Origin of the sequence: Burkholderia seminalis, assembly GCF_001718535.1 — a bacterium.
GTDB classification, from domain to species: Bacteria; Pseudomonadota; Gammaproteobacteria; order Burkholderiales; family Burkholderiaceae; genus Burkholderia; species Burkholderia seminalis.
This window is the reverse complement of record NZ_CP013400.1, coordinates 2,915,490-2,939,073: the sequence shown is the minus strand read 5'-3', so window position 1 is coordinate 2,939,073 and position 23,584 is coordinate 2,915,490. Positions and strand designations below refer to the sequence as shown.

Annotated in this window: 19 protein-coding genes; 12 read left to right on the top strand and 7 right to left on the bottom strand. The window is 67.8% G+C overall.

Annotation, left to right across the window (positions count from 1 at the left end; genetic code table 11):
- Positions 1-14 precede the first annotated feature (14 nt).
- Both rarD and WJ12_RS33585 read left to right on the top strand, forming a co-directional pair.
- Entirely contained in the window at positions 15-914 is a 900-nt protein-coding gene (gene rarD, locus WJ12_RS33590) for an EamA family transporter RarD (protein ID WP_059559152.1), read from the top strand.
- A gap of 407 nt (positions 915-1,321) precedes the next feature.
- Positions 1,322-2,446, top strand: a complete 1,125-nt coding sequence (locus WJ12_RS33585; protein ID WP_059559149.1) for an OpgC domain-containing protein — start codon at positions 1,322-1,324, stop codon at positions 2,444-2,446.
- 34 nt (positions 2,447-2,480) lie between these two features.
- Here WJ12_RS33585 and WJ12_RS33580 read toward each other — a convergent pair whose 3' ends face one another.
- Both WJ12_RS33580 and WJ12_RS33575 read right to left on the bottom strand, forming a co-directional pair.
- The gene (locus WJ12_RS33580; protein WP_034187641.1) at positions 2,481-2,687 is read right to left on the bottom strand and encodes a hypothetical protein; all 207 of its coding nucleotides are present in this window, start codon (positions 2,685-2,687) and stop codon (positions 2,481-2,483) included.
- A gap of 120 nt (positions 2,688-2,807) precedes the next feature.
- Positions 2,808-4,328 (bottom strand): peptide MFS transporter, encoded by a 1,521-nt coding sequence (locus WJ12_RS33575; protein WP_034187642.1) that lies wholly within the window; start codon positions 4,326-4,328, stop codon positions 2,808-2,810.
- A 496-nt stretch (positions 4,329-4,824) separates the two neighbouring features.
- On the opposite strand from WJ12_RS33575, the gene WJ12_RS33570 reads away from it, so the two are divergent.
- The 7 genes from WJ12_RS33570 (at position 4,825) to WJ12_RS33540 (ending at position 12,710) form a co-directional block, all read left to right on the top strand.
- Positions 4,825-5,403 carry a cupin domain-containing protein gene (locus tag WJ12_RS33570; RefSeq protein ID WP_034187643.1) on the top strand — a complete coding sequence of 193 codons (579 nt, stop codon included), beginning with the start codon at positions 4,825-4,827 and terminating at the stop codon, positions 5,401-5,403.
- A 179-nt stretch (positions 5,404-5,582) separates the two neighbouring features.
- Entirely contained in the window at positions 5,583-7,196 is a 1,614-nt protein-coding gene (locus tag WJ12_RS33565) for a peptide ABC transporter substrate-binding protein (RefSeq protein ID WP_034187644.1), read from the top strand.
- 11 nt (positions 7,197-7,207) lie between these two features.
- A complete protein-coding gene (locus WJ12_RS33560; protein WP_034187645.1) occupies positions 7,208-8,146 on the top strand; it encodes an ABC transporter permease subunit in 939 nt (312 codons plus the stop codon).
- Between the two features lie 13 nt (positions 8,147-8,159).
- Positions 8,160-9,062, top strand: a complete 903-nt coding sequence (locus WJ12_RS33555) for an ABC transporter permease (RefSeq protein WP_034187646.1) — start codon at positions 8,160-8,162, stop codon at positions 9,060-9,062.
- Between the two features lies 1 nt (position 9,063).
- A complete protein-coding gene (locus tag WJ12_RS33550; protein ID WP_034187647.1) occupies positions 9,064-10,056 on the top strand; it encodes an ABC transporter ATP-binding protein in 993 nt (330 codons plus the stop codon).
- Complete coding sequence (locus WJ12_RS33545; RefSeq protein ID WP_059559146.1) at positions 10,053-11,072, top strand: ABC transporter ATP-binding protein; 1,020 nt, start codon at positions 10,053-10,055, stop codon at positions 11,070-11,072. Before WJ12_RS33550 ends, WJ12_RS33545 begins: the two co-directional genes overlap by 4 nt.
- Positions 11,073-11,237: 165 nt before the next feature.
- A complete protein-coding gene (locus WJ12_RS33540; protein ID WP_034187850.1) occupies positions 11,238-12,710 on the top strand; it encodes an OprD family outer membrane porin in 1,473 nt (490 codons plus the stop codon).
- A 54-nt stretch (positions 12,711-12,764) separates the two neighbouring features.
- Here the strand turns inward: WJ12_RS33540 and WJ12_RS33535 are convergent, their stop codons facing one another.
- The 3 genes from WJ12_RS33535 to WJ12_RS33525 form a co-directional block, all read right to left on the bottom strand.
- A complete protein-coding gene (locus tag WJ12_RS33535; protein WP_059559142.1) occupies positions 12,765-13,757 on the bottom strand; it encodes a DedA family protein/thiosulfate sulfurtransferase GlpE in 993 nt (330 codons plus the stop codon).
- A gap of 154 nt (positions 13,758-13,911) precedes the next feature.
- Positions 13,912-14,181: a hypothetical protein gene (locus WJ12_RS33530; protein ID WP_034187650.1), complete on the bottom strand. Its 270-nt coding sequence runs from the start codon at positions 14,179-14,181 to the stop codon at positions 13,912-13,914.
- A 274-nt stretch (positions 14,182-14,455) separates the two neighbouring features.
- Complete coding sequence (locus WJ12_RS33525; RefSeq protein ID WP_059559139.1) at positions 14,456-16,765, bottom strand: phosphocholine-specific phospholipase C; 2,310 nt, start codon at positions 16,763-16,765, stop codon at positions 14,456-14,458.
- 581 nt (positions 16,766-17,346) lie between these two features.
- Between WJ12_RS33525 and WJ12_RS33520 the strand changes: the two genes are divergently transcribed.
- Together WJ12_RS33520 and WJ12_RS33515 are read left to right on the top strand one after the other, a co-directional pair.
- Positions 17,347-17,847, top strand: coding sequence for a GNAT family N-acetyltransferase (locus WJ12_RS33520; RefSeq protein ID WP_034187652.1), 501 nt, complete (start codon positions 17,347-17,349; stop codon positions 17,845-17,847).
- A 260-nt stretch (positions 17,848-18,107) separates the two neighbouring features.
- Positions 18,108-19,709: a thioredoxin family protein gene (locus WJ12_RS33515; protein ID WP_069246020.1), complete on the top strand. Its 1,602-nt coding sequence runs from the start codon at positions 18,108-18,110 to the stop codon at positions 19,707-19,709.
- Positions 19,710-19,748: 39 nt separating this feature from the next.
- On the opposite strand, the gene WJ12_RS33510 is transcribed toward WJ12_RS33515, so the two are convergent.
- Together WJ12_RS33510 and WJ12_RS33505 are read right to left on the bottom strand one after the other, a co-directional pair.
- Positions 19,749-20,003 carry a DUF4148 domain-containing protein gene (locus tag WJ12_RS33510; RefSeq protein ID WP_059559303.1) on the bottom strand — a complete coding sequence of 85 codons (255 nt, stop codon included), beginning with the start codon at positions 20,001-20,003 and terminating at the stop codon, positions 19,749-19,751.
- A gap of 340 nt (positions 20,004-20,343) precedes the next feature.
- Positions 20,344-21,747, bottom strand: a complete 1,404-nt coding sequence (locus tag WJ12_RS33505; RefSeq protein WP_034187654.1) for a GntP family permease — start codon at positions 21,745-21,747, stop codon at positions 20,344-20,346.
- Positions 21,748-22,063: 316 nt separating this feature from the next.
- On the opposite strand from WJ12_RS33505, the gene WJ12_RS33500 reads away from it, so the two are divergent.
- The gene (locus tag WJ12_RS33500) at positions 22,064-23,551 is read left to right on the top strand and encodes a sigma-54 interaction domain-containing protein (RefSeq protein ID WP_034187655.1); all 1,488 of its coding nucleotides are present in this window, start codon (positions 22,064-22,066) and stop codon (positions 23,549-23,551) included.
- The last annotated feature ends 33 nt before the right edge of the window (positions 23,552-23,584 follow it).

Here is a 23,584-nt window from a genome sequence, read left to right as displayed (position 1 = left end):
GGCGCTGAACGACCATGACGGGGTATCCGGAAGCCGGTCGCGGCCTCATGTTGTCGGTGACGGCGTCGACGCTGTTCGCGCTGATGTCGGTTTACGCAAAACTGCTCGCGCCGCTCACGGGGCTCGACATCTTCGCGTGGCGCGTCCTGTGGACCGCGCCGGGCGCGCTCGCGCTGATCGCGCTGCGCGGCCGCTGGCCGGCGCTCGTCGGTCTCGTGCGCCGCACCGCGCGCGACTGGCGCCTGCTGCTCGCGCTGCCGGCGAGCGCGGCGCTGCTCGGCGTGCAGCTGTGGCTGTTCCTGTGGGCGCCGCTGCACGGCCGCATGCTCGAGGTGTCGCTCGGTTATTTCCTGCTGCCGCTGACGATGGTGATCGTCGGCCGCTTCTACTATCACGAGCGGCTCGACCCGCTGCAATGGGCGGCGGTCGCGTGCGCCGCGCTCGGCGTCGCGCACGAAGTGTGGGCGACACGCGCGTTCGCGTGGCCGACGCTCGTCGTCGCGCTCGGTTATCCGCCGTATTTCGTGCTGCGCCGGCGGATCAACGCCGATTCGCTGGCCGCGTTCGCGGTCGAGATCGTGCTGCTGTGCCCGATCGCGTTCGTGATGGTCGCGACGAGCGCGACGCGGGTCGACGGCCATCCGGCGCTGTGGGCCGCGCTGCTGCCGGGGCTCGGCGTGCTCAGCACGCTCGCGCTCGCCAGCTACCTGAAGGCGAGCCGGATGCTGCCGATGGCGCTGTTCGGGATCCTCGGCTACGTCGAACCCGTGCTGCTCGTCGCGGTGTCGCTGCTGCTGCTCGGCGAGACGCTGAGCGTCGCGAAGCTCGCCACCTACGGGCCGATCTGGGCCGCCGTCGCGCTCACCGCATGGCACAGCGCGATGCTGATGCGGCGCCTGCCCGCACGCGGATGAGCGCCGGTCGCGATGGCGCGGCCGCGCGGAACGTGCATCGCACCGCGCTTCCCGCCGCGATCGAACGGCGGCGATCCGGTGGCCGAACGAGGCGATGCTGACCGCAAGCTGGCGTCGCGCTGACGTGAATCTGGCGACGCCGACCGCCGCGCTCCGTCAGGCTCGCGCGTGTAATCGAACAGAAGATTCGGTTGCACTTTGTTACTTAGGGTCTTCCCCGAACGGCCATTAGACTGACCTGACCGACTACCCTTCGTATGCAGCTTTTCGATGAACGGTCATCTCCGTGCCTGGCCAGCCGGGTTGGTGCGATGCGGGCATACGCGTATCGCCGCTGACCGCGCTCGCCAGCTTCTTCCCGATCCCTTCCCCGGTGCCCGTCGCACCGCCGTCGTGCCGGTGCGCTCATGTCGTTGAGCCCGTCGCCGTCCGTCACGGTCCTGCCGCCGCGCGGCGGCCGCCTGATCGAAATCGACTTCTTCCGCGGGCTCGTGCTGTTGATGATCGTCGTCGATCACATCGGCGCGAGCGTGCTGTCGCGCGTGACGCTGCATGCGTTCGCGCTGTGCGATGCAGCCGAGGTGTTCGTGTTTCTCGGCGGTTTCGCGACCGCGAGCGCGTACGGCGCGATCGCCGAGCGGCACGGCGCGCGCGCCGCGCAGCAGCGGTTCGTGCGGCGTGCGATGCAGATCTACCGCGCGTTTCTCGCGACGTCGACGCTGATGCTGGTCGTGTCGGCCGTGCTCGACCATTACGGAATCGATGCGCCGAACCTCGCGCTCGATGATGTCAGCGTGATGCTCGCGTCGCCGCTCACGGGCGCTGCCGAGTTGCTGACGTTCCAGCGCCAGCCATATCTGGCGTCGGTGCTGCCGATGTACGTGCTGTTCGCGCTCGCGTCGCCGGTGATCGTGCCGTTCGCGCGTCGCCATCCGTGGCTGCTCGTTGCGTTCAGCGTCGTGTCGTGGGGCGCGGCGGGCTGGCTCGGCCCCGAGCTGCTGGATACCGACGGCTTCCGCTGGAGCTTCAACCCGTTCGCGTGGCAGCTGATGTTCGTCGCCGGCGTGCTGGCGCGCTGCCAGCCGTTCTACCGGCGCATCGCGCTGGGGCGCTGGGGCGCGGCGGCGACCGGGCTCGCATGCGCGGTCGTGCTCGGTTGCGCGAGCTACAAGCTGTTCTCGGGCTTGCCGTTGCCGGAAGGCGTGTTCAAGCGCGACCTGGCGCTGCCGCGCGTCGTGAGCTTCGCGGCCGTCGCATGGCTGATGGCCGATTGCGTGCGCTTCGGCTGGATCGCGCGGATCGCGCAGGGCGTGCGACCCGTCGTGGCGGTCGGCCAGCGCGGGCTGATCTGCTTCGTGGCGGGCGCGGCGATCTCGCTCGTCCTCGATTCGCTGCTGCATCCGGTCGTGGGCGGCGCCGACCTGCGGCATGTCGGCGTGGGCCTCGTGGCCGACGCGTGCGCGCTCGGGCTGATGATGGCCGTGGCCGGTTCGGGGACGTGGATCGCGCGGTGGCGCGGCGCGGCTGCGTGAGCGGCGCGGAAGGCGGCGCGTGCCCGCCGCGGCGTCAGTGAGGTGAGCCGATACGGGAGCGGGGCACGGCGATTGCGTCGTCGGATTCGGCGTCGTCGCGTTCGTCCGGTGCCGGATCGTCGCGCTCGGCGAGCACCGCGTCGGCTTCGGCTGCGGCCCGGGCGGCGCGTATCGCGGTGCAGCGCTGCGCGTGCCGGATGTCCGACAGTATCCTCAAGAGCCGAGTCGTCTTGTTTTTCATGATCTTCTCCCGCCAGTGCGCATCGCGACGGAGCGGATGCGCCGTTGCAACCAGTGTAGGACGTGCCGGCCGCGCTGGCGGGAGAATATGGCGTGCGGGCCGCACGCCGAGGGATAGTACTTACCGGGCCGGGGCGACGCCCTGCGCCTGCAGCGCTTCCTCGCGGCGCTCTTCCGCACAGCGCTGGTGCTGGCGCGACAGGCGGTTCATCAGCGGCAGCAGCAGCAGCGCGAGCACCATGCCGATCGCGGCGAGCCAGCCGAGCTTCTCGAACAGCGACAGGTAGAGCGGCAGCGATTCGGTGGCCGGCAGTTCGTGCGACGGCATCTGCGCGAAGTTCGCGACGACGCTGCCCAGATACTGCGACACGCCCGTCGCGACGAAATACGCACCCATCATGAAGCCGCTCATGCGCGCCGGCACGTAGCGGGCGATCATCGCGAGGCCGAGGCCGCTCACCAGCAGTTCGCCGAGCGAGTACAGGCCGTAACCCCACACCATGAACCACGACGACACGCGGCCGTCCACGGCATAGCGGCCGCTGATCGTGAACACCAGGTAGCCCGCGGCCACCGCGCCGAAGCCGAGCGCGTACTTCGCGGCGACCGGCAGGTCGCGGCCGCCCTTCGCGACGGCGTTGTAGACCCACACGAGCAGCGGGCTCAGCAGCATGATCCAGATCGGGTTCAGCGCCTGGAACTGCGCGGCGCTCCACGTGAACAGCGTCGTGCCGAACACGATGAAGCGCGGATCGACGTTGCGCAGCGCGAACAGCGTCAGCGACGTCGACATCTGCACGTAGAAGATGAAGAACAGGATCACCTGGCCGATCAGCACGAGCGCCGCGATCAGGCCCGCGCGCTCCGAGCGCTCCGACTTCGCGATCATGTACGCGAAGATCGCGAGGATCGCGAACGCGGCCGTCCATACGCTGGCCACGGCGAGCTGCTTGTGCTGCAGCACGTACAGCGTGACCAGCGCGAGCGCGACGCCGCCGGCCGCGACCGCGCCGAGGCGCTTCCAGCGGATCGGTTCGTCGTCCGGCTGCGAGCCGACGTGCGCGAGCGTGCGATGCATCAGCATGAAGTTGAGGATCGCGAGCAGCATGCCGCCGCAGCAGACCGCGAACGCGGTGTGCCAGCCCCAGTGATCCTTGATCCACGGCGTCGCGAGCATCGACACCGTCGAGCCGATGTTGACCGCCATGTAGTAGATCGTGAACGCGCTGTCGATGCGCGCGTCGTCGCCTTCGTAGATGCGGCGCACGAGGTTCGCCGCGTTGGCCTTGAACAGGCCGTTGCCGACGACGATCACGCCGAGCGACGCGTACATGTACGTCAGCTGGTCGTTCGGCACCGAAAGCATCAGGTAGCCGGCACACAGCACGGACGCGCCGACGATCATCGTGCGGCGGGCGCCGAGCACCTTGTCGCCGATCCAGCCGCCGATCGACGGCGCGGCATAGACGAGTGCGGTGAACGCACCCCAGGTCAGGTTCGCATGGCTGTCGGTGAAACCGAGCCGGTCGACCATGAAGAGGACCAGGAGCGCGGCCATGCCGTAGTAGCCGAAGCGCTCCCACATTTCGATGAGGAAGACCGTCGTGAACGATCGGGTTTGTGAAACAGGTGAATGCATCATCAATCTCGGTTGAAACGGACGGCACGGATCACGCGTCGTCTTGGGGTCGAACTGGCGCCGGAGCACTGAGGCCGGGTAGGCTTGCGTCGGCGATGGAGCAGTCGGGCGGTTAGCCCGGGCCGGGGTCGGACTCCGCCCGACAAGGCGGTGCGCGGCCCCGACCGGCGCGCGAATGGTAACGTTTGCCGGTCCGGTGCGTCGGGTCCGTGCCACTTAGGGAAACTCCCGATATGGCAGCAGCTTTCAGGAACATTCGTCTCATCATGTATTTGTAAGCTTGACGCCCGTTCTCCGCAAATTCCCGGAGAGCCGCTTGCAGCTTGCCTGTGAAGCCCGCGAGTCTGGCAAGATAGCGCGTCGTTTCGTTCGCTTCGGGCCCTGTTTAGTGCACCGGGCTCAACGCCGAAGGCGTGTACGAACCCGAAGATTAAGCTATCTCCAATTAACTTAGTTACTTTCCATCAAACATTTTTTGACGACCACTTTTCGGCCTGCTATGGTTCCCCCCACTGAAAACTCGCGATCGGCAGACGCTGTCGCACTGGGCAGCAAGATTCGCGCGTTGCGCCAACGTCTGAAGCGCACGCTCGACGACACCGCTTCCGCCGCGGGGATTTCGAAGCCGTTTCTGTCTCAAGTCGAGCGCGGGCTCGCGTCGCCGTCACTGACGTCGCTGGCCGGTATTGCCCACGCGCTCGGTGTGACGGTGCAGTACTTCGTGGATACGCCGAGCGAGGAACGCTCGGTCTGCCGAGGCGATCAGTTGCGCTTCTTCGGGTTTGCCGATTCGGCGAACCTGTTCGCGCGGCTGACGAACGTGTCCGAAGGGCGCCAGCTGGAGGCGATCCTCGTGAGGATGCCGCCGGGGCAGAAGCGGTCGGAGGTGACGACACATGCAGGAGAGGAGTTCCTGTATGTGATTGAAGGGGAAGTGTCGCTGACGCTGGAAGGCAAGACGTTCGTCCTGCAGGCCGGCGACAGCTCGCACTATCAGTCGACGGTGCCGCATAGCTGGGTCAACACCGCGAAAATCGAGTCGGTGGTGGTCTGGGTCGGTACACCGAGGCTGTTCTAACGCACAGGTATTCCTTCGTTTCCAAGACGGAATGCCTGTCGAAAGAAACGTAAGGAATACTAAAATGCTACACGAGAATCACGGGCCTCCTCAATCGCTGCGCCCGTCAGCGTCTCACGCGTAATCCGCGGCATCCGCCGCGCGACGCGCACCGAACCAACCTTCTCAAGACTGCCACGATGAAATCCTTGCATGCCATGTCGGCCGTGCTGGCCGCGCTCGCCCTGACGACGCCTGTTGCCCACGCCGTTACCGTCCCGTCGAACGTCGCGCTCGCTCCTCAACAGGACCTGACGCGGCAGGTGCCCGCCGAAGTCGAGTCGCTCGATCCCGCGCACATCGAGTCGTGGACCGGCAACACGATCGGCCTCGACCTGTTCGAGGGGCTGGCCCGCATCGATGCAGCCGGCCAGGTCGTGCCGGGTGTCGCGCTGTCGTGGGAACGCAAGACGCCGACGACGTGGATCTTCAAGCTTCGCCATGACGCGAAGTGGAGCAACGGCCAGCCGGTGACGGCCGCCGATTTCGTCTATTCGTGGCAGCGCCTCGTCGATCCGAAGACGGGCTCGAAGTACACGATCCTCGTCGAGTTCGTGAAGAACTCGAAGGACATCATCGCGGGCAAGGCCGCGCCGTCGACACTCGGCGTGCGCGCCGTCGATCCGTATACGCTGGAAGTGACGACCGACGTGCCCGTCGCGTTCTTCCCCGAACTGACCGCGATGGTGCCGCTCGCGCCGGTGAACAAGGACACGGTGACGAAGCTCGGCGACGCATGGACGCGCCCGGGCAACATCGTCAGCAACGGCGCATACCAGCTCGTCGACTGGCAGCCGAACAACCGCATCGTGATCTCGAAGGACGCGAAGTACTGGAACGCGCCGAAGGTCGTGATCAACAAGGTCACGTACCTGCCGATCGAGAGCGACGAGACGGCGATGCGCATGTACCAGGCCGGCCAGATCGACTACAGCTACTCGATCCCGTCGGGGATCTTCCAGCAGGTCAGCAAGCAGTTCGGCGGCGAACTGCGACAGGGCCTGCAGCTCGCGACCTACTACTACTATCTGAACAACAGCGATCCGGTGCTGAAGGACAAGCGCGTGCGCCAGGCGCTGTCGATGGTGCTCGATCGCGACGTGCTGACGCAGAGGCTCACGCAGGCCGGCGAGAAGCCGATGTACGGCCTGATGCCGAACGGCACGAAGGGCGTGCAGCCGTTCACGCCGGACTGGGCGTCGTGGCCGATGGCCAAGCGCGTCGAGACCGCGAAGAACCTGCTGAAGCAGGCCGGCTATTCGGACGCGAAGCCGCTGTCGTTCACGCTGACGTACAACACCAACGACCTGCACAAGAAGGTCGCGCTGTTCGCCGCGTCCGAATGGCGCACCAAGCTCGGCATCAACACGAAGCTCGAGAACGTCGAGTTCAAGGTGCTGATGAAGGAGCGTCACGACGGCAAGGTGCAGATCGCGCGTGACGGCTGGTTCGCCGACTACAACGACGCGATGACGTTCTTCGACCTGCTGCGCTGCGGCAGCGCGCAGAACACCGTCGGCTACTGCAACAAGCAGGCCGACGCGCTCGTCGACGAAGGCAACCAGAAGCTCGACGACAAGGCGCGCGCCGCGCTGCTCACGCAGGCGCACGACCTCGCGCTGAACGACACGCCGATGGTGCCGCTGTTCCAGTACTCGGCCGATCGTCTCGTGAAGCCCTACGTGGGCGGTTATTCGCTGAAGAACGTGATCGACATGCGTGCTTCGCAGGACATGTACCTGATCAAGCACTGAGCGGAGCGATCATGCTGGCCTACGCATTGAGGCGCACGTTGTGGGCGGTGCCGACGATCCTCGCGGTCGTCACCGTCTGCTACCTGCTGCTGCACTTCACGCCCGGCGGTCCGTTCGATACGGAAAAGCAGTTGTCCGCCGCGACGCTCGCGAACCTGAACGCGAAGTATCACCTCGACCAGCCGCTGTGGAAGCAGTACCTGATGTACCTCGATTCGCTGCTGCACGGCGATCTCGGTCCGTCGTTCCGCTACGTCGACTGGTCGGTGAACGACCTCGTGAGGAAGGCGCTGCCCGTGAGCCTCGGCGTGGGCGGCGTGTCGATCCCGATCTCGATCGGGCTGGGCGTGCTGCTCGGCACCGTCGCGGCGGTGCGCCGCGACAGCTTCATCGACCGCATCGTGATGCTGATCGGCAACGTCGGCAACGTCGTGCCGCCGTTCGTGCTCGGCCCCGTGCTCGTGTGGATCTTCGCGATCCTGCTGAAGACGTCGGCCGGCAACGGCTGGCTGCCGGCCGGCGGCTGGGGCGACGGCGGCTGGCAGTACCGGCTGCTGCCGATCGTGCTGCTGACCTTCATCAACATGTCGCTGCTCGCGCGCGTGATGCGCGGCTCGATGATCGAGACGCTGTCGAGCAACTACATCCGTACCGCGCGTGCCAAGGGCCTGCCGGGCTCGACGATCGTGCTGCGCCATGCGCTCAAGCCCGCGCTGATGCCGGTCGTGTCGCTGTTCGGCACGGTCTGCATCTCGTCGATCACGGCGGCCGTCGTCACGGAATCGGTGTTCGCGCTGCCGGGCCTCGGTCAGCTCGTCGTGAACGGCGCCATCAACCGCGACTACACGCTGGTGCTCGGCCTCGTCGTCCTGACCACCGTCTGCGCGGTGCTGTTCAACCTGCTGGTCGACCTCGCGTATGCGTGGCTCGATCCGCGCATCCGTTATTGAGCGAGGCACCGCGATGACTCCGACTACTCCCGTCGTCGGTCTGCCTGTGCAGACCGATTCGCCGCCGCGTTCGCGCTCGCCGCTCGCGCTCGCGATGGCGCGTTTCCTTCACAACCGCGCAGCCGTGTTCAGCCTCGTGCTGCTCGCGCTGATCACGCTCGCCTGCTTCGTCGGCCCGTGGCTGCTCGCGGCCGATCCCGCCGCGAGCGACTGGGGCGCGATCAGCCTGCCGCCGACCTGGGCGAATCAGCACTGGTTCGGCACCGACGAGCTCGGCCGCGACCTGCTGGTGCGCACGCTGATCGGCGGCCGCGTGTCGATCGAGGTCGGCGTGCTCGGCACGCTCGTGTCGGGCCTGTTCGGCGTCGCGTGGGGCGCGACCGCGGGCTTCGCGGGCGGCCGCGTCGACTCCGTCATGATGCGCGTCGTCGACATGATGTACGCGATTCCGTACCTGCTGATCGCGATCCTGATGATGACCCTGTTCGGCCGCTCGTTCATGCTGGTCGTGCTGACCATCAGCGCGTTCTCGTGGATCGACATGGCGCGCGTCGTGCGCGGCCAGACGCTGTCGCTGCGCAACCGCGAGTTCGTCGACGCGGCGCGCGCGATCGGCGTGACGCCGGCCACGATCGTGCGGCGCCACGTCGTGCCGAACCTGCTCGGCGTGGTCGTCGTGTACGCGACGGTCTCGGTGCCGGGCATCGTGCTGACCGAATCGGTGCTGTCGTTCCTCGGCCTCGGCGTGCAGGAACCGATGACGAGCTGGGGCGTGCTGATCCAGGACGGCGCGCAGAAACTGGAATCGATGCCGTGGCTGCTGCTCGCCCCGGCCGTCATGCTGTGCGTGACGCTTTATTGCGTGAATTTCGTCGGCGATGGCCTGCGGGATGCGCTTGACCCGAAGGATCGTTGAGATGGCCGCATTGCTCGAAGTAGACAATCTCGGCGTGCGCTTCACGCGCAAGGATGCCCCGCCGATCGACGCCGTCAGCGGCGTGTCGTTCTCGCTCGAAGCCGGCAAGACGCTCGGCATCGTCGGCGAATCGGGCTCGGGCAAGAGCCAGACCGTGATGGCGCTGCTCGGCCTGCTGGCCGGCAACGGCACGACGACCGGCGTCGCGCGCTACCGCGGCGACAACCTGCTCGACATGGACACGCGCGCGCTGAACGCGGTGCGCGGCGACCGGATCGCGATGATCTTCCAGGATCCGATGACGTCGCTCAATCCGTTCCTGACGATCGAGCGGCAGATGACCGAGACGCTGCAGCTGCACCGCAAGCTGTCGCGCAAGGAAGCCACGAAGCGCGCGATCGAGGCGCTCGAATCGGTGCGCATTCCCGACGCGGCGCGACGCATCCGCATGTATCCGCACGAGTTCTCGGGCGGCATGCGGCAGCGCGTGATGATCGCGATGGCGCTGCTGTCCGAGCCGGAAATCCTGATCGCCGACGAGCCGACCACCGCGCTCGACGTGACCGTGCAGGCACAGATCATCGACCTGCTGCGCGAGCTGAACCGCGAACGCGGCACCGCGATCGTGCTGATCACGCACGACATGGGCGTGGTCGCCGGCCTCGCGGACGACGTGATGGTCATGTACTCGGGCCGCACCGTCGAATACGCGCCGGCCGAATCGATCTTCGCGGCGCCGTCGCATCCGTACACGATCGGCCTGCTCAATGCGCTGCCGCGCCTGACAGACGCGGACGATGCGCCGCTCGTCGCGATTCCCGGCAATCCGCCGATGCCCGGCACCGCGCCGGCCGGCTGCGCGTTCGCGAAGCGCTGCACGTATGCGGAAGAGCGCTGCGGCGCGGCGCGCCCCGCGCTCGAAACCTATGGCGCCGCGGGTGCGGTGCGCGCATGCCACCGCCCGGTGGCCGATCTGACGGGAGGTCTGCGATGAGCGTCAATGAACGCCGCGATGCCGGCGTGACGGACGACACGCTGCTGTCCGTCGACAATCTGAAGGTGCATTTCCGCGTGCCGCTCGGCGGCTATCCGTGGTCGCCGAAGGGCACGCTGCGCGCGGTCGACGGCGTGTCGTTCGACGTGAAGCGCGGCGAGACGGTCGGGCTCGTCGGCGAATCGGGCTGCGGGAAGTCGACGCTTGCGCGTGCGCTGATCGGCCTCGTGCCGATGACGGCCGGTACGGTGAAGTGGCGCGGCGAAGCCGTCACGCCCGATCACCTGCGCGGCTCCACGATGCGGCGCGAAGTGCAGATGATCTTTCAGGATCCGCTCGCGTCGCTCGATCCGCGCATGACGATCGAACAGGTCGTCGCCGAGCCGCTCGTCACGCACCAGGCCGGCCTCGGCCGTGCCGAGGTGCGCCGCCGCGTGGTCACGATGCTCGAACGCGTCGGCCTGAACGCGCATCACCTGCTGCGTTATCCGCATGAATTCTCCGGCGGGCAATGCCAGCGCGTCGGCATCGCGCGCGCGCTGATCGGCGCGCCGAAGCTCGTGATCTGCGACGAGCCCGTGTCGGCGCTCGACGTGTCGATCCAGGCGCAGATCGTGAACCTGCTGCGCGACCTGCAACGCGAACTGTCGTTGTCCTATCTGTTCGTTGCACACGATCTCGCCGTGGTGAAGGCGATCAGTCAGCGTGTGCTCGTGATGTATCTCGGCCGCGTGATGGAGTTCGGCACGCGGCATGACGTGTACGGCGTGCCGCAGCACCCGTACACGAAGGCGCTGCTCGATGCGGCGCCGACGCCGGAGCCGGCGCGCGAGCGTGCTCGCCGTCCGATGCTGCTGGCGGGCGAGATGCCCTCGCCGCTCAACCCGCCGTCCGGCTGCGCGTTCCGCACGCGCTGCCCGGTCGCGATCGACGCATGCGCGCGGGACGTGCCGCTGCCGGAAGTTCGGCAGGGGTCGGCGGCGCGTGTCGCGTGCATCCGCGCGGGCGTGGCGTGAAGTGAAGTAACTCGGCAAATAAAACCAGGCAGGTCAACAGGGGCAGTGGCGGCGCGAATGATCTTCGCGTCGCGGGTACAGGCGCGTCCTTAACCGGGCGTGCCGGGGGGCCGGGAGCGGATCGCGACCGGCGTGGACGGATATCAACACAAGACGAGAATGACGATGAAAAAACAGAAGACGATCGGGACGGCATCGAAGATGCTGCTTGCATGGGGACTGCCGGCACTCGCAGGCGTCTCGTTGACGGGCGTTGCGCACGCCGACGACGCGGCGCCCGCGCCGCTGACGGTCGCGCAGGCCGCGCCGGCCGCCGGTACGGCCGCGACCGTTGCGCAGGCATCGACCCCGAACGCGATCATCAACGCCGAAGCGAACCAGGCCGTCACGCCGCCGGACGAGCCGTCGGCGCAGTCGAAGTCGAATGGCTTCATTGCCGACAGCCATCTCGACTTCCTGTTCCGCAACTATTCGGACGTGCTCGACAGCAAGGGCGGACCGCATCGCCACGCGTGGGTCCAGGGCGCGATGGCGAACTTCGAGTCGGGCTACACGACGGGCCTGATCGGCATCGGCTTCGACGCATCGCTGTATGCGGCGCTGAAGCTCGACGGCGGCCAGGGCGCCGGCAGCATGGTGCACATCGCGAAGGGCGGCGGCGGCGGGAACCAGCTGGCATGGGCGTACCCCGGCATCTACGACATCAAGGCGCGGATCTCGAACACGGTGGTCAAGTACGGTCTGCAGGCCGTCGACAACCCGTTCATGGAGCAGCACGACAACCGTGCGCTGCCGCCGACGTTCCTTGGTGCGACGATCGTCAGCAATGAATTCAAGAACGTGATGCTCGAGGCCGGCAGCTTCACGAAGACCGACGCGCGCGGCCACACGACGCTCACGAACCTGACGACGCAGTACGGCGGCACGCGTATCAATCGCCTGTCGTATGTCGGCGGCACGTGGGACTACTCGCCGAACGGCGAAGTCGCGCTGTATGCGAACCAGGCCGACGACGTGTGGCACCAGTACTACGCGTCGGTGAAGCACAGCATCGGCAGCCCGCAGACGATCAAGTGGACCGGCTTCGGCAACGTCTATTCGACGCACGACACGGGCGATGCGCTGCAGGGCAAGATCGACAACAACGCATACAGCCTGTCGGTGGCGGCGCAGCACGGCCCGCACGAGCTGCTGCTCGGCTTCCAGCAGGTGCTCGGCGACCAGTTCTTCGACTACCTGAACGAAACGAACGGCATCTTCCTGACCAACTCGATGGACGTCGACTACAACGCGCCGCACGAAAAGTCGCTGCAGCTGCGTTACACGTTCTACGGCAAGGAAGCGGGCCTGCCGGGCTTCAAGGCGATGGTCTGGGGTGTGACGGGCTGGGGTGCGGACGGCAGCGCGGGCGCGGCCAACGACCCGAGCAAGTCGAGCATCTACTGGAGCAACGGCGCGCCGGTGCAGGGCCGTCACCACGAGTTCGGCTTCATCCCGTCGTACACGTTCCAGAGCGGCAAGCTGAAGAACACGAAGGTCACGTTCATCGCGATGTGGCACAACGGTTCGGCACACTACTCGGACGCGACGAACAGGGAGTACCGCCTGGTCGTGAACCTGCCGCTGCACGCGTTCTGATCGACGGGGGCATCGCGCCCCCCGCATCGCGCGGCCGGCCTGCGGGCAGTGTGCTCAGGCCGGCTTGTGCAGCCCCGCGACCGGATCGTTCGCCGCGGGCATCTCTTCCGCGAGCGACGTGAGCTGGCGGCCCGTGTCGCGCCATGCGTCGAGGCCGCCGCGCAGCGCAAGCGCATCGGTGAAGCCCGCGTCGAGCAGGCGCTTCGCCATCAGCGCGGCCGTCACTTCGTTCGGGCACGAGCAGTACACGACGAACTTCTGCGAGAACGGATAGCGCGCGACGATGTCGGCGATCTGCCGCTCGTCGGCGAACTGGGCGCCGGGAATCGAGAACGGGTCGAGCTTGCGGTGCTCGGGCGAGCGCACGTCGAGCACCACCGGCGCGGTGTCGTCGCGCAGCAGGGTGTCGAGTTCGTCGACGCCGATCCGCGCATGGGCGAGCTGGCGGATCAGCGCGCGGCGGCGCATCCAGCGCACGGCCGCATAGATTGCCAGCAGCGCGACGATGACCAGCAGCACCGCGCGGCCGAGACGGCTCGCGCCGGCGAACAGCCAGTCGATCTGCCGGTAGAACACGATGCCGGCCGCCAGCCCGACGATCGTCCACAGTGCGGCGCCGAGCGCGTCGTAACCGGCGAACGTGCGATAGCGCGTGCCGAGCGCACCGGCCATCGGCACCGACACGAGCGACAGCCCGGGAATGAAGCGGGCGACCGCGAGCACGCGCACGCCGTAACGGCCGAAGAAGCGTTCGGTCTTTCTCACGCAGGTATCGCGCGACAGCGACAGCCGGCAGATCGTCTTCAGCGTCGTGCCGCCGTAACGGCGCCCCGCGACGTACCACACGGTGTCGCCGATCAGCGCACCGAGCACCGACACCGCCACCACCGTCACGAGCTGCGAGCCGATCATGTCCGGGTGCATCCCGGCCATCGCACCGAACAGCACGAGCGTCGGCATCGCGGGCACCGGCAGGCCGATGGCCGCCGCGAGCACGTTGGCGAACACGAGAAGCGGCCCGTACTGGGCGACGAGGTCACGGAGCATGACGGCTGGCCGAAAAGGAAAGGCGTGGGCAGGAAACGCAGATGGGCCGATTATCGGCCTTTTTCAAGACAACGGCGGGAATGACGGAAAGCGCCTGACGACGGCAGGGGGATGTCGGTGAGCCGGCGCGCTGCGCGTGGCTCACCGACCGGAATCAGGAGAGGGTGCGCGCGAGCGAGGCGGCGCCATGGTTTTCGCCGGGCAGCTCGGCGCCGTGCGAGCGGATCGCCGCGATCAGTTCGGCCGGCGTGATCTCGTAGCGGACCTCGCGGTGGATGCCGGGCTTGCGTTCGTCGATCTCGATCAGCAGCACGCTTTTGCCGTCGCCCGTTGCTTCCAGCCGGAGCGAGCGCAGTTCGCGGCCGTCGGCCGGATCGTGTTCGGTGAGCAGGGTCATTGCCCCGGATGAGCCGGTAGTGCGCATCGAACCTATCCTCGTATCGTGTCGTGGATGCCGTGACGGCAAAGATGTCTTTGTTGACTACAGCTTGACGCAGTTTAACGCGAACGGGCCGCAAGACGGAGCATTTTCGTGCGGTGAAATGAGGGCTACACCACCCATCCTTCTGATGTTTGAGCCATGCGGGGCGGGCGTTTCAGCCGGATCGGCCGCCGCCGCGGCCGGCGCGCGACCGATGTTCGCGGCCGCGCCGGCGCGGGCGGCGACACGCGGTGCGATGCGTGTCGCCGCGGTGCCGTCAGAAGCGGTCGGCGAGACCCATCGCAGGGTCGCTGACCGAGTGGCGGCCGGTTTCGACGCGGCCGGCCACGCGGCGCGAGAAGCTCGCGTCGCTGTCGGCCGTGACGATGAAGTCGTACCAATGGCCGGTCGAGTCGAGCGCCCAGTGCAGCTCGGCCTGGTCGCCGGCGCGTACCGCGACGGTCCACGTGGTACCGGTGCCGTGACCATGGCCGTGGTCGTCGTCTCCGCCGCGGCCGGACAGCGGCCCGTAGACCTGGTTCGACTTCACCGTGAAGCGCACCGTGCCGCCGCCGTGGTTGCGCAGCCGCAGGTGCAGGTTGCCGCTCGCGCCCGCGTAGCCGACGCGCACTTCCGGATGCGGTGCGCGGGCGCCCGCCAGACGGCTCAGGTCGCCGGTGAAGCGGCGGTGATAGCCGTTCGGCCCGAGTACCCACAGGTCATATTTACCGCCATCGTCGGCGCGCGCGGCCCAGTCGCCGTGCAGCGTCTTGCCCGGCTCGACGACGTAGCGCTGCGGCAGGCGGTCGAGGTGGAGCTTGTCGTAGACGTGAAACACGGCGGCGGCGCGGCCCGTGTTCGCGAACTTCAGCGTGACCGTGCCGGCGCCGGCATCGGTGCGCGCGCTCGCATGCAGTTCGTACGGCAGCGCGCGCGACGGGCGCACGCCGGTGGCCTGCGCGGGCAGCACGGGCGCGGCGGGCGGCACGATCTTCGGGGCGGCCTGCTGCGCGGCGCTCAGCGCGTCGACCCGGCTTTTCGTCGTACGGCCCGCGAGCGTCGGCAGCGGTTCGTCGTTCGGCGTGCGGAAGTTGAACGCGCTCGTCAGATCGCCACACACCGCGCGGCGGTACGCGCTGACTTGCGGCTCTGCGACGCCGAAGCGCTGCTCGAGGAAGCGCAGCGTCGACGTATGGTCGAACACCTGCGAGTTGACCCAGCCGCCGCGGCTCCACGGCGACACGACCCACATCGGCACGCGCGGGCCCGGGCCGTACGGACGGCCGTCGGTGGCCGGCTGGCTCGACGTGGCCGGCGTGAAGTCGTGGTATTCAACGGCGATGTCGGCGTCGCGCAGCGTATGGCCGCCCGCGAGCGTGCCGTCGGGGCGGCGCGACGGCACGGCCGGCGACGGCATGTGGTCGAAGAAGCCGTCGTTCTCGTCGTAGTTGACCAGCAGCACCGTCTTGCTCCACACCTTCGGGTTCGCCGTCAGCGCGTCGAGCACGGCCTGCACGTACCAGCCGCCCTGCGCCGGGCTCGACGGCCCCGGGTGTTCGCTGTACACGGACGGCGGGATGATCCACGACACTTCCGGCAACGTGCCGTTGCGAATGTCGTCGCGCAACGTTTCGAGAAAGCCGTACGGCATCGTGTTGCCGAAACCTTTCGCGAGCGGGCTCAGCGGATCGTCGATCGCCGGGTCGTAGAACGCGCCGGCAGCCGTCACCGGTTGCGTGATGTCCGTCGACGCCACGTACGCGGGCCGGCGCGCGGCCGGCATCTGCTCGATCGCCGCGCGCCAGTGGCGGAAGCTCATCATCTCGTTGCAGCCGAAGTTGTCGATCAGGCTCTGATAGACCTTCCAGCGCACGCCGGCCTGCTGCAGCCGGTCGGCATAGGTCGTCCAGGTCCAGCCCTGGCTCGACGGGCCGATGTCGTTGCCGCCGTTGAACTGGTTGTTCAGCGCGGCGATCTTCACGCGGCTGCCGTCGGCCGGGCTGATGCCGTTCGGGCCGTTGGTGCCGCTCCAGTAGAACAGGCGGTTCGCGATCGTGCCCGTATGCATTCCGCAGTGATAGTGGTCGCACAGCGTGAACGCATCGGCGAGCGCGCGCTGGAACGGTACTTCCGCGGCGTCGTAATAGCCCATCGACAGCGGCGTCTTCGCGTCGGGCCAGCGGTTCATCCGCCCGTGATCCCAGGCGGCCTGCGCATCGGCCCACGTGTGCGGCGTGCCGCCCGCCCGCTGCGCGTTGCCCTGGCTCGCGTCGAGGTGATACGGCGTCACGGTCGCGGCGGGCGTCGCCTTCGTGTACGACTGGTAGAACACGTCGCGGCCGTTCGGCGACGGCACCGCGAAGCGGTCGCCGTAGCCACGCACGCCCTTGAACGTGCCGAAGTAGCTGTCGAACGCGCGGTTCTCCATCATCAGCAGCACGACGTGCTTGACGTCCTTGATGGTCCCCGTTTCATGAAACGCGGGAATGGCGAGCGCGCGGCGGATGCTCGGCGGAAACGCGGACAGCGCGGCGGCGGCGAGGCCGGAAGCGGCGGTCTGTTGAAGGAATGTGCGGCGTGACGTCATGGCGTTCGGATCCTGTGAGGGTGGGAGCGTTCGTGACTTCTTCTGGCGGTGCCCGTGCGTCGTCCCGCAAGGGACGATCCGCGATGCGTGTGCGTTCGGTGCGCCGGCCGCCGGTGGCTCAGGTGCGCGCATCGCGTTCGGCTGACGGTGTCGCACCGAGGCAGCGGCCGTCGTCGCGATCCCGCGCACCGCGCGCTCGTGATGCGCGGGGCAGGGTGTCGGCACACGCCGGCCCGGTGCATGCCGGGCTGGGCGGCGCCCAGTCTAGGGAGGCGACATGACGTCGACGTGATGAAGGCGTGACATCGCGTGTCGCGTTGATGACGTTGCGTGCACAACGATTGGTGCCGGCGCGATGCGTGATCGAAAAAGGTCAGGAATTACCGGTCGCCGCATGCGCGACCGGGCGGATTTTTCCGATTTTCGGACAAGTCGCGGGATCACGTTCGTTGCGGATGCAACCCGGCGTGAGGCGACGTGACCCCCATGTTTCAAATGCATGAAATCGGATAAGCTCGACACGTTGCTGCGCATACGCGCAGTCCGCGCCTTCAGCGCGCCTTTCCGGAACCGGCCCACCCATGACCGACATCACGATCCGGCACAGCGAGACGCACGACGTCGACGCAATCCGGCAAATCGCCGCGCATCCCGCGGTGTACACGAACACGTTGCAATACCCGTTTCCGTCGCTCGAAAAATGGCAGAAGCGGATCGAGAACGTGCACGAGCGCGGCGTGAGCCTCGTGGCCGAAATCGACGGCACGGTGGTCGGCCATCTGGGCCTGCACTTCGAGCCGAATCCGCGCCGGCGCCATGCAGCGGGGCTCGGCATGATGGTCGACGCGGCCCGTCACGGGCACGGCATCGGCGGCCGCCTGCTCGCGGCGGCGATCGACCTCGCGGAAAACTGGCTGAACATCACGCGTCTCGAGCTGACCGTGTTCACCGACAACCGCGCGGCGATCTCGCTCTACGAGAAGCACGGTTTCCGGATCGAAGGCGAATCGCCGGGCTACGCGTTGCGCGACGGCGTGCACGCGCCCGTGTATCACATGGCGCGGCTCAAGGCGCGGCAGTGATGCGCCTGCTGACACGCATGTGACCGCGCGCGCGGCCACGATTCCGCGTGTCATATTCATTCGAGAATTCGTTCGTTTTCCACTGGCTTCACGCGTCGTATCGTCGAACGATTTACCGGTCGCCTCGGCCGGCGTTCGCTGTTCCGATTCGATGCATGCGCGGCGTTGCACGCCGGCCGGCTTCATCGTCACGGCTTCCCGGCCCTCGTTTCGTGCGCCGCCCTTTCTCGCAACCGTCTCCTTCAACGGAACCCGCTTCGATGAAAACCGCTCTCCGGAATCTGACTGCCGCCTGCCTGTTCGCCGCCGCCGCGGGTGCGGCCTTTGCCGCCGCCACGCCCAGCGGTGCCCCGGTGGCGAGCGCATCGCCCGACGGTACCCATCTGCCGCCCGGCATCGCGTGGCAGCACGGCGACGTCGATGCCGCGTTCGCGCTCGCGAAGCGCACCGGCAAGCCGCTGCTGCTGTACTGGGGCGCCGTGTGGTGCCCGTCGTGCAACCAGGTGAAGTCGACGATCTTCAGCCAGCAGGCCTTCAAGACGCGCTCGTCGTTTTTCGTGCCCGTCTATCTCGACGGCGATACCGAAAGCGCGCAGAAGCTCGGCGAGCGTTTCAAGGTGCACGGCTATCCGACGATGATCCTGTTCCGCCCGGACGGCACCGAAGTGACGCGGCTGCCGGGCGAAGCCGATCTCGACCGCTACATGCAGGCGCTGTCGCTCGGGATGACGGCGGCGCACCCGGTGCGGCAGACGCTTGCCACGGCGCTGAAGAACGGCGCGTCGCTGACGCCCGACGAATGGCGCCTGCTGGCCGACTATTCGTGGGATACCGACGGCGCGCTGCCGGTGCCGGCCGATCGCGTCGCCGAGACGCTGCAGTCGCTCGCGCAGCGCGCGCGGGCGGCCGGCGCGAAGGCCGAAGCGGCGCGCTTCGCGTTGAAGTCGGCGGTGGTTGCCGCCTCGGGCGATCCGGCGCAGGCCGGTGCGCTCGACAAGGCGGCGCTCGCCGAATCGCTGCGCGGCGTGCTGCACGATCCGGCGCTGTCGCGTGCCGATTCGGACGTGCTGGTCGCGGCGCCCGCACGCGTGGTCGCGTATCTCGGCGGCGGCGACGATGCGCCGCGCGCGAAGCTGCGCGGCGCGTACGACACGGCGCTCGCGCGCCTGTCGACCGACACGACGCTGTCGTCGATCGACCGGCTGATGGCATTGCACGGCCGCGTGCTGCTCGCGCGCGGCGACGCGCGCAAGGGCGCGCCGCTCGACGCGCCGGCGCTGGCCGACACCGCACGCAAGCAGATCGCCGCGTCGGTGCAGGGCTCCGCGAACGCGTACGAGCGGCAGGCGCTCGTCAGCGAAGGCGCGGACACGCTGACCGACGCGGGGCTGTACGACGAGTCGGATGCGCTGCTGAAGGCCGAGCTGCCGCGCTCGTCCACGCCGTACTACTTCATGTCCGGGCTGGCCGCGAATGCGAAGGCGCGCGGCGACAAGGCCGCCGCGCTCGACTGGTATCGCAAGGCGTACGACGCGGCGAGCGGGCCGGCGACGAAGCTGCGCTGGGGTGCCACCTACTTTGCGAATGCGGTCGAACTGGCGCCGGACGATTCGGCCCGTATCGAGGGCATTGCCGCGAACGTGCTCGCGCAGGCCGACAAGACCCGCGACGCGTTCTACGGAGCGAACCTGCGTGCGTTGACCAAGGTCGTCACGCAACTGAACCGCTGGCGCGGCAGCGGCGCGCACGATGCGTCGGTCAGGTCGGTCGTGAAGCAGTTCGACGGCGTATGCGGGAAACTGCCGGCGGGCGATCCGCAGGCAACGGCATGCGCGAAGCTGATCCAGCCCGTGAAGGCGTAACGGCGCAGGGATGCATCGCCGGGCGGGCCGGACGCCGGATTACTGGCCCGACTCCGACGACGCGCCGCGATCGCTGCCGTACCCGGCGGCGTCGTGCTGGCGGGCAATCTTCGCTTCGGCGGAAACGATGCTGGCCGGGTAGAACCAGTCGCTCGACTGGAAGCCGGCCTGCTTCAGCGCCTTGACCTCGGCGCGGACCTGCGCGCGCGTCAGCGGCTGGTTCGACTGGGCTTGCGCGGCGAGCGGGGCCGAGATGGCAAGGGCAATGGCAACGGCTGGGATCAGGCGCTTCATGATCGGGACCTCCAGGATTCCGGTGAATCGCTGCACTTCGTTCGTCGAAGCGCCGCGCGACGTTGAACCCAGTGTAGGCCGGAGCACGCGTGCGAAAAATGCGATCGCGCCCAACGCAGTGTTTTGTTGCGGGTAACAATGGGTGTGCGGCGGCACGCCGGATGGCGGCCTGGGGAGCGGCGCAAACGCGCGGCGGTGCGGATCGACCGCGGCCGACGAGCGGAGAAATGAAATCGGACCGGATGCGATTTCCGGAAGGCGTTCCGGTTCGCAGGCGGTCCGATCCCGATACGCGGGTCAGGCGGGAGACGGCGTACGGAACGCCGCCTCATGCAGGCACTTACACGAGCCCCGTCGCGTAGTACACGGCGATCACGAAGAACACCGCGAGCGTCTTGATGACGGTGACCGCGAAGATGTCGCGATACGACTCGCGGTGCGTGAGGCCCGTGACCGCGAGCAGCGTGATGACGGCGCCGTTGTGCGGCAGCGTGTCCATGCCGCCGCTGGCCATTGCGACGACCCGGTGCAGCACGTCCATCGGAATGTTCGCAGCCTGCGCACCCTTGATGAACAGGTCCGACATCGCGGCGAGCGCGATGCTCATGCCGCCCGACGCGGAGCCCGTGATGCCGGCGAGCGAGCTGACCGACACGGCTGCGTTGACGAGCGGGTTCGGGATGCTCTTCAGCGCATCGCTGACGACGAGGAAACCCGGCAGCGCGGCGATCACGCCACCGAAACCGTATTCCGACGCGGTGTTCATCGCGGCGAGCAGCGCGCCGCCGACGGCGGCTTTCGAGCCGGCCGCGAAGCGCTCGCTGACACGCTTGAACGCGGTCAGCACGACCAGCACGATACCGAGCAGCAGCGCGGCCTCGACCGACCAGATCGCGACGACGGTCTTGATCGATGTCGTGACCGGCGCATGCACGCCCGGCAGCACGTCCGGCGCGACCGTGTACGACGCGGCGCCGTACCACTGCGGGATCAGCTTCGTGAACGCGAAGTTCGATACGCCGACGAGGATCAGCGGCAGGATCGCCAGCGCGGGATTCGGCAGCGACGTCGCCTCGACGCGCTCCGGCTCGTTGACCAGCGACGTGCCGTAACCCTCGCCCTTCGCCATGGCCGAACGGCGGCGCCATTCGAGATACGTGAGGCCGACGACGATGATGAACAGCGAGCCGATCGTGCCGAGCGCGGGCGCGGCCCACGCCGTCGTCTTGAAGAACGTGGTCGGGATGATGTTCTGGATCTGAGGCGTGCCGGGCAGCGAATCCATCGTGAACGAGAACGCGCCGAGCGCGATCGCGCCGGGCATCAGCCGCTTCGGAATGTTGCTCTGGCGATAGAGTTCGGCCGCGAACGGATAGACGGCGAACACCACGACGAACAGCGAGACGCCGCCATAGGTGAGCAGCGCGCACACCGCGACGATCACCGCATTCGCGCGCGAGCGGCCGATGTAGCGGATCGCCGCATGGACGATCGACTCGGAGAATCCGGACAGTTCGATCACCTTGCCGAACACGGCGCCGAGCATGAAGACCGGGAAATACAGTTTGACGAAGCCGACCATCTTCTCCATGAAGATGCCGGAGAAGACCGGTGCGACGGCGGCGGGTTCGGTCAGGAGCACCGCGCCGAGCGCGGCGATCGGCGCGAACAGGATCACGCTGTAGCCGCGATACGCAGCGAACATCAGGAACGCCAGCGCGGCGAGGACGATCACGAAAGACAAGGGAGTCTCCTAATGGCTTTGGTTGTTGTTCGATCGCGCGACGCGCCGCGGACCGGCTCAGGTTCGTGCAGGTTTCGTGCCATCGGCCGGATTGCGCCGCCGGACATGGGTCCGCCGCAGGCAGGCGGGCCCGCGCCGGCCAATGTCTGACGATTCTACAGAAAACGTCTCCATCCGGAGACGATATGGCCGTCCGGCCAGCGCGTGAATTCGCGCAGGGCATGCCCGGGCAACGCATTGCGGCGTGTCTCCAGAGTGAGATAATCCGTCTCGTTCCGGAGACATCCGGTCGAAAATACATGGAGACGAAGACACGATGATGAACGACTGGGCCCGCCTGCCCGTCAACTACGGCGACGTGCTGCGGCGTGCCGCCGAGTCGCTGTTCCGGACCTTCGAGGATTCGAGCGCGGGCACGGTGGTCGTCGATCGCGATGCGCGCGTCGTGTGGATGAACGATCGTTACGCGGCGCGCTTCGGCTTCGCCGATCCGCAGCAGGCCGTCGGCCTCGACTGCGAAGCCGTGATTCCGAACAGCCTGATGCGCGAGGTTGTATCGACCGGGCAGCCGATCCTGCTCGACATCATGGAGACGGGCCGCGAGCCGCTCGTCGTCACGCGCCTGCCGCTGAAGAACGAGGCCGGCGAGACGGTCGGCGCGATCGGCTTCGCGCTGTTCGACCAGTTGAAGACGCTCACGCCGATCTTTTCCCGCTATGCGCAGCTTCAGCAGCAGCTGATCGCGACGCAGCGTTCGCTCGCGCAGGCGCGCCGCGCGAAATACACGTTCGCGAGTTTCGTCGGCACGAGTGCCGCGAGCCTCGAAACCAAGCGGCAGGCGCGGCGGGCCGCGCAGGTCGATTCGCCGGTGCTGCTGCTCGGCGAGACGGGCACCGGCAAGGAATTGCTCGCGCACGCGATCCATGCGGCGTCGGCGCGCGCGCTCCAGCCGCTCGTGACCGTCAACGTCGCCGCGATTCCCGATACGCTGCTCGAAACCGAATTCTTCGGCGCGGCGCCCGGCGCGTATACGGGCGCCGACCGCAAGGGGCGCGTCGGCAAGTTCGAACTGGCCGATCGCGGCACGCTGTTTCTCGACGAGATCGGCGACATGCCGCTGCCGTTGCAGGGCAAGCTGCTGCGCGTGCTGCAGGACAAGGAGTTCGAGCCGGTTGGCTCGAACCGGATCGTGCGCGCGGACGTCCGGATCATCGCCGCGACGTCGGCCGACCTGCCGGCGCTCGTCGCGGCCGGGCGTTTTCGTGCCGATCTCTATTACCGGCTGAACGTGCTGACGATCCATGCGCCGCCGTTGCGCGCGCGCGCATCCGACATCGCGGCGCTCGTCTACGCGACGCTCGAGGAGCTGGCCGCGCAGCACGGGCGCGCCGCGCACTGCGAACTGACCGACGACGCGCTGCGGATGCTGTGTGCGTATCCGTGGCCCGGCAACGTGCGCGAGTTGCGCAATACACTGGAGCGCGCGTTGATGCTGTCGGATCGTGCCGTGATCGATGCGCGCGCGCTCGCGCCATTCCTCGGGCCGGTGCGCGTTTCGACGGACGCCGCGGCGCCCGCGCAGCGGCTTGCCGCGACGCCGGTCGAGCCGCGCGCGGGCGAAGCACCCGGCGCATCCGGGGCGCCGGTCGCCTCGTATGCGGATGCGTTGGCGGCGTGGGAGCGCCAGTTCCTGACCGATGCGCTGGCGGCCTGCGACGGGAAGGTCGTCGAGGCGGCCGCGCGCATCGGGATCGGCCGCGCGACGCTTTACAAGAAGCTTGCGGCACTGGGTATCGACCGGTAGGCCGATCGGCGATGCCGAGGCGCCCGGACGTGA

Excerpts from the sequence above, each read along its gene's own strand:
- WJ12_RS33575 (WP_034187642.1), bottom strand. The coding sequence starts at position 4,328 with ATGATGCATTCACCTGTTTCACAAACCCGATCGTTCACGACGGTCTTC.
- WJ12_RS33550 (WP_034187647.1), top strand. The coding sequence starts at position 9,064 with ATGGCCGCATTGCTCGAAGTAGACAATCTCGGCGTGCGCTTCACGCGC.
- WJ12_RS33510 (WP_059559303.1), bottom strand. The coding sequence starts at position 20,003 with ATGAAGCGCCTGATCCCAGCCGTTGCCATTGCCCTTGCCATCTCGGCC.
- rarD (WP_059559152.1), top strand. The coding sequence starts at position 15 with ATGACGGGGTATCCGGAAGCCGGTCGCGGCCTCATGTTGTCGGTGACG.
- WJ12_RS33520 (WP_034187652.1), top strand. The coding sequence starts at position 17,347 with ATGACCGACATCACGATCCGGCACAGCGAGACGCACGACGTCGACGCA.
- WJ12_RS33525 (WP_059559139.1), bottom strand. The coding sequence starts at position 16,765 with ATGACGTCACGCCGCACATTCCTTCAACAGACCGCCGCTTCCGGCCTC.
- WJ12_RS33570 (WP_034187643.1), top strand. The coding sequence starts at position 4,825 with ATGGTTCCCCCCACTGAAAACTCGCGATCGGCAGACGCTGTCGCACTG.
- WJ12_RS33530 (WP_034187650.1), bottom strand. The coding sequence starts at position 14,181 with ATGCGCACTACCGGCTCATCCGGGGCAATGACCCTGCTCACCGAACAC.
- WJ12_RS33540 (WP_034187850.1), top strand. The coding sequence starts at position 11,238 with ATGAAAAAACAGAAGACGATCGGGACGGCATCGAAGATGCTGCTTGCA.
- WJ12_RS33580 (WP_034187641.1), bottom strand. The coding sequence starts at position 2,687 with ATGAAAAACAAGACGACTCGGCTCTTGAGGATACTGTCGGACATCCGG.
- WJ12_RS33565 (WP_034187644.1), top strand. The coding sequence starts at position 5,583 with ATGAAATCCTTGCATGCCATGTCGGCCGTGCTGGCCGCGCTCGCCCTG.
- WJ12_RS33560 (WP_034187645.1), top strand. The coding sequence starts at position 7,208 with ATGCTGGCCTACGCATTGAGGCGCACGTTGTGGGCGGTGCCGACGATC.
- WJ12_RS33555 (WP_034187646.1), top strand. The coding sequence starts at position 8,160 with ATGACTCCGACTACTCCCGTCGTCGGTCTGCCTGTGCAGACCGATTCG.
- WJ12_RS33500 (WP_034187655.1), top strand. The coding sequence starts at position 22,064 with ATGATGAACGACTGGGCCCGCCTGCCCGTCAACTACGGCGACGTGCTG.
- WJ12_RS33515 (WP_069246020.1), top strand. The coding sequence starts at position 18,108 with ATGAAAACCGCTCTCCGGAATCTGACTGCCGCCTGCCTGTTCGCCGCC.
- WJ12_RS33585 (WP_059559149.1), top strand. The coding sequence starts at position 1,322 with ATGTCGTTGAGCCCGTCGCCGTCCGTCACGGTCCTGCCGCCGCGCGGC.
- WJ12_RS33545 (WP_059559146.1), top strand. The coding sequence starts at position 10,053 with ATGAGCGTCAATGAACGCCGCGATGCCGGCGTGACGGACGACACGCTG.
- WJ12_RS33535 (WP_059559142.1), bottom strand. The coding sequence starts at position 13,757 with ATGCTCCGTGACCTCGTCGCCCAGTACGGGCCGCTTCTCGTGTTCGCC.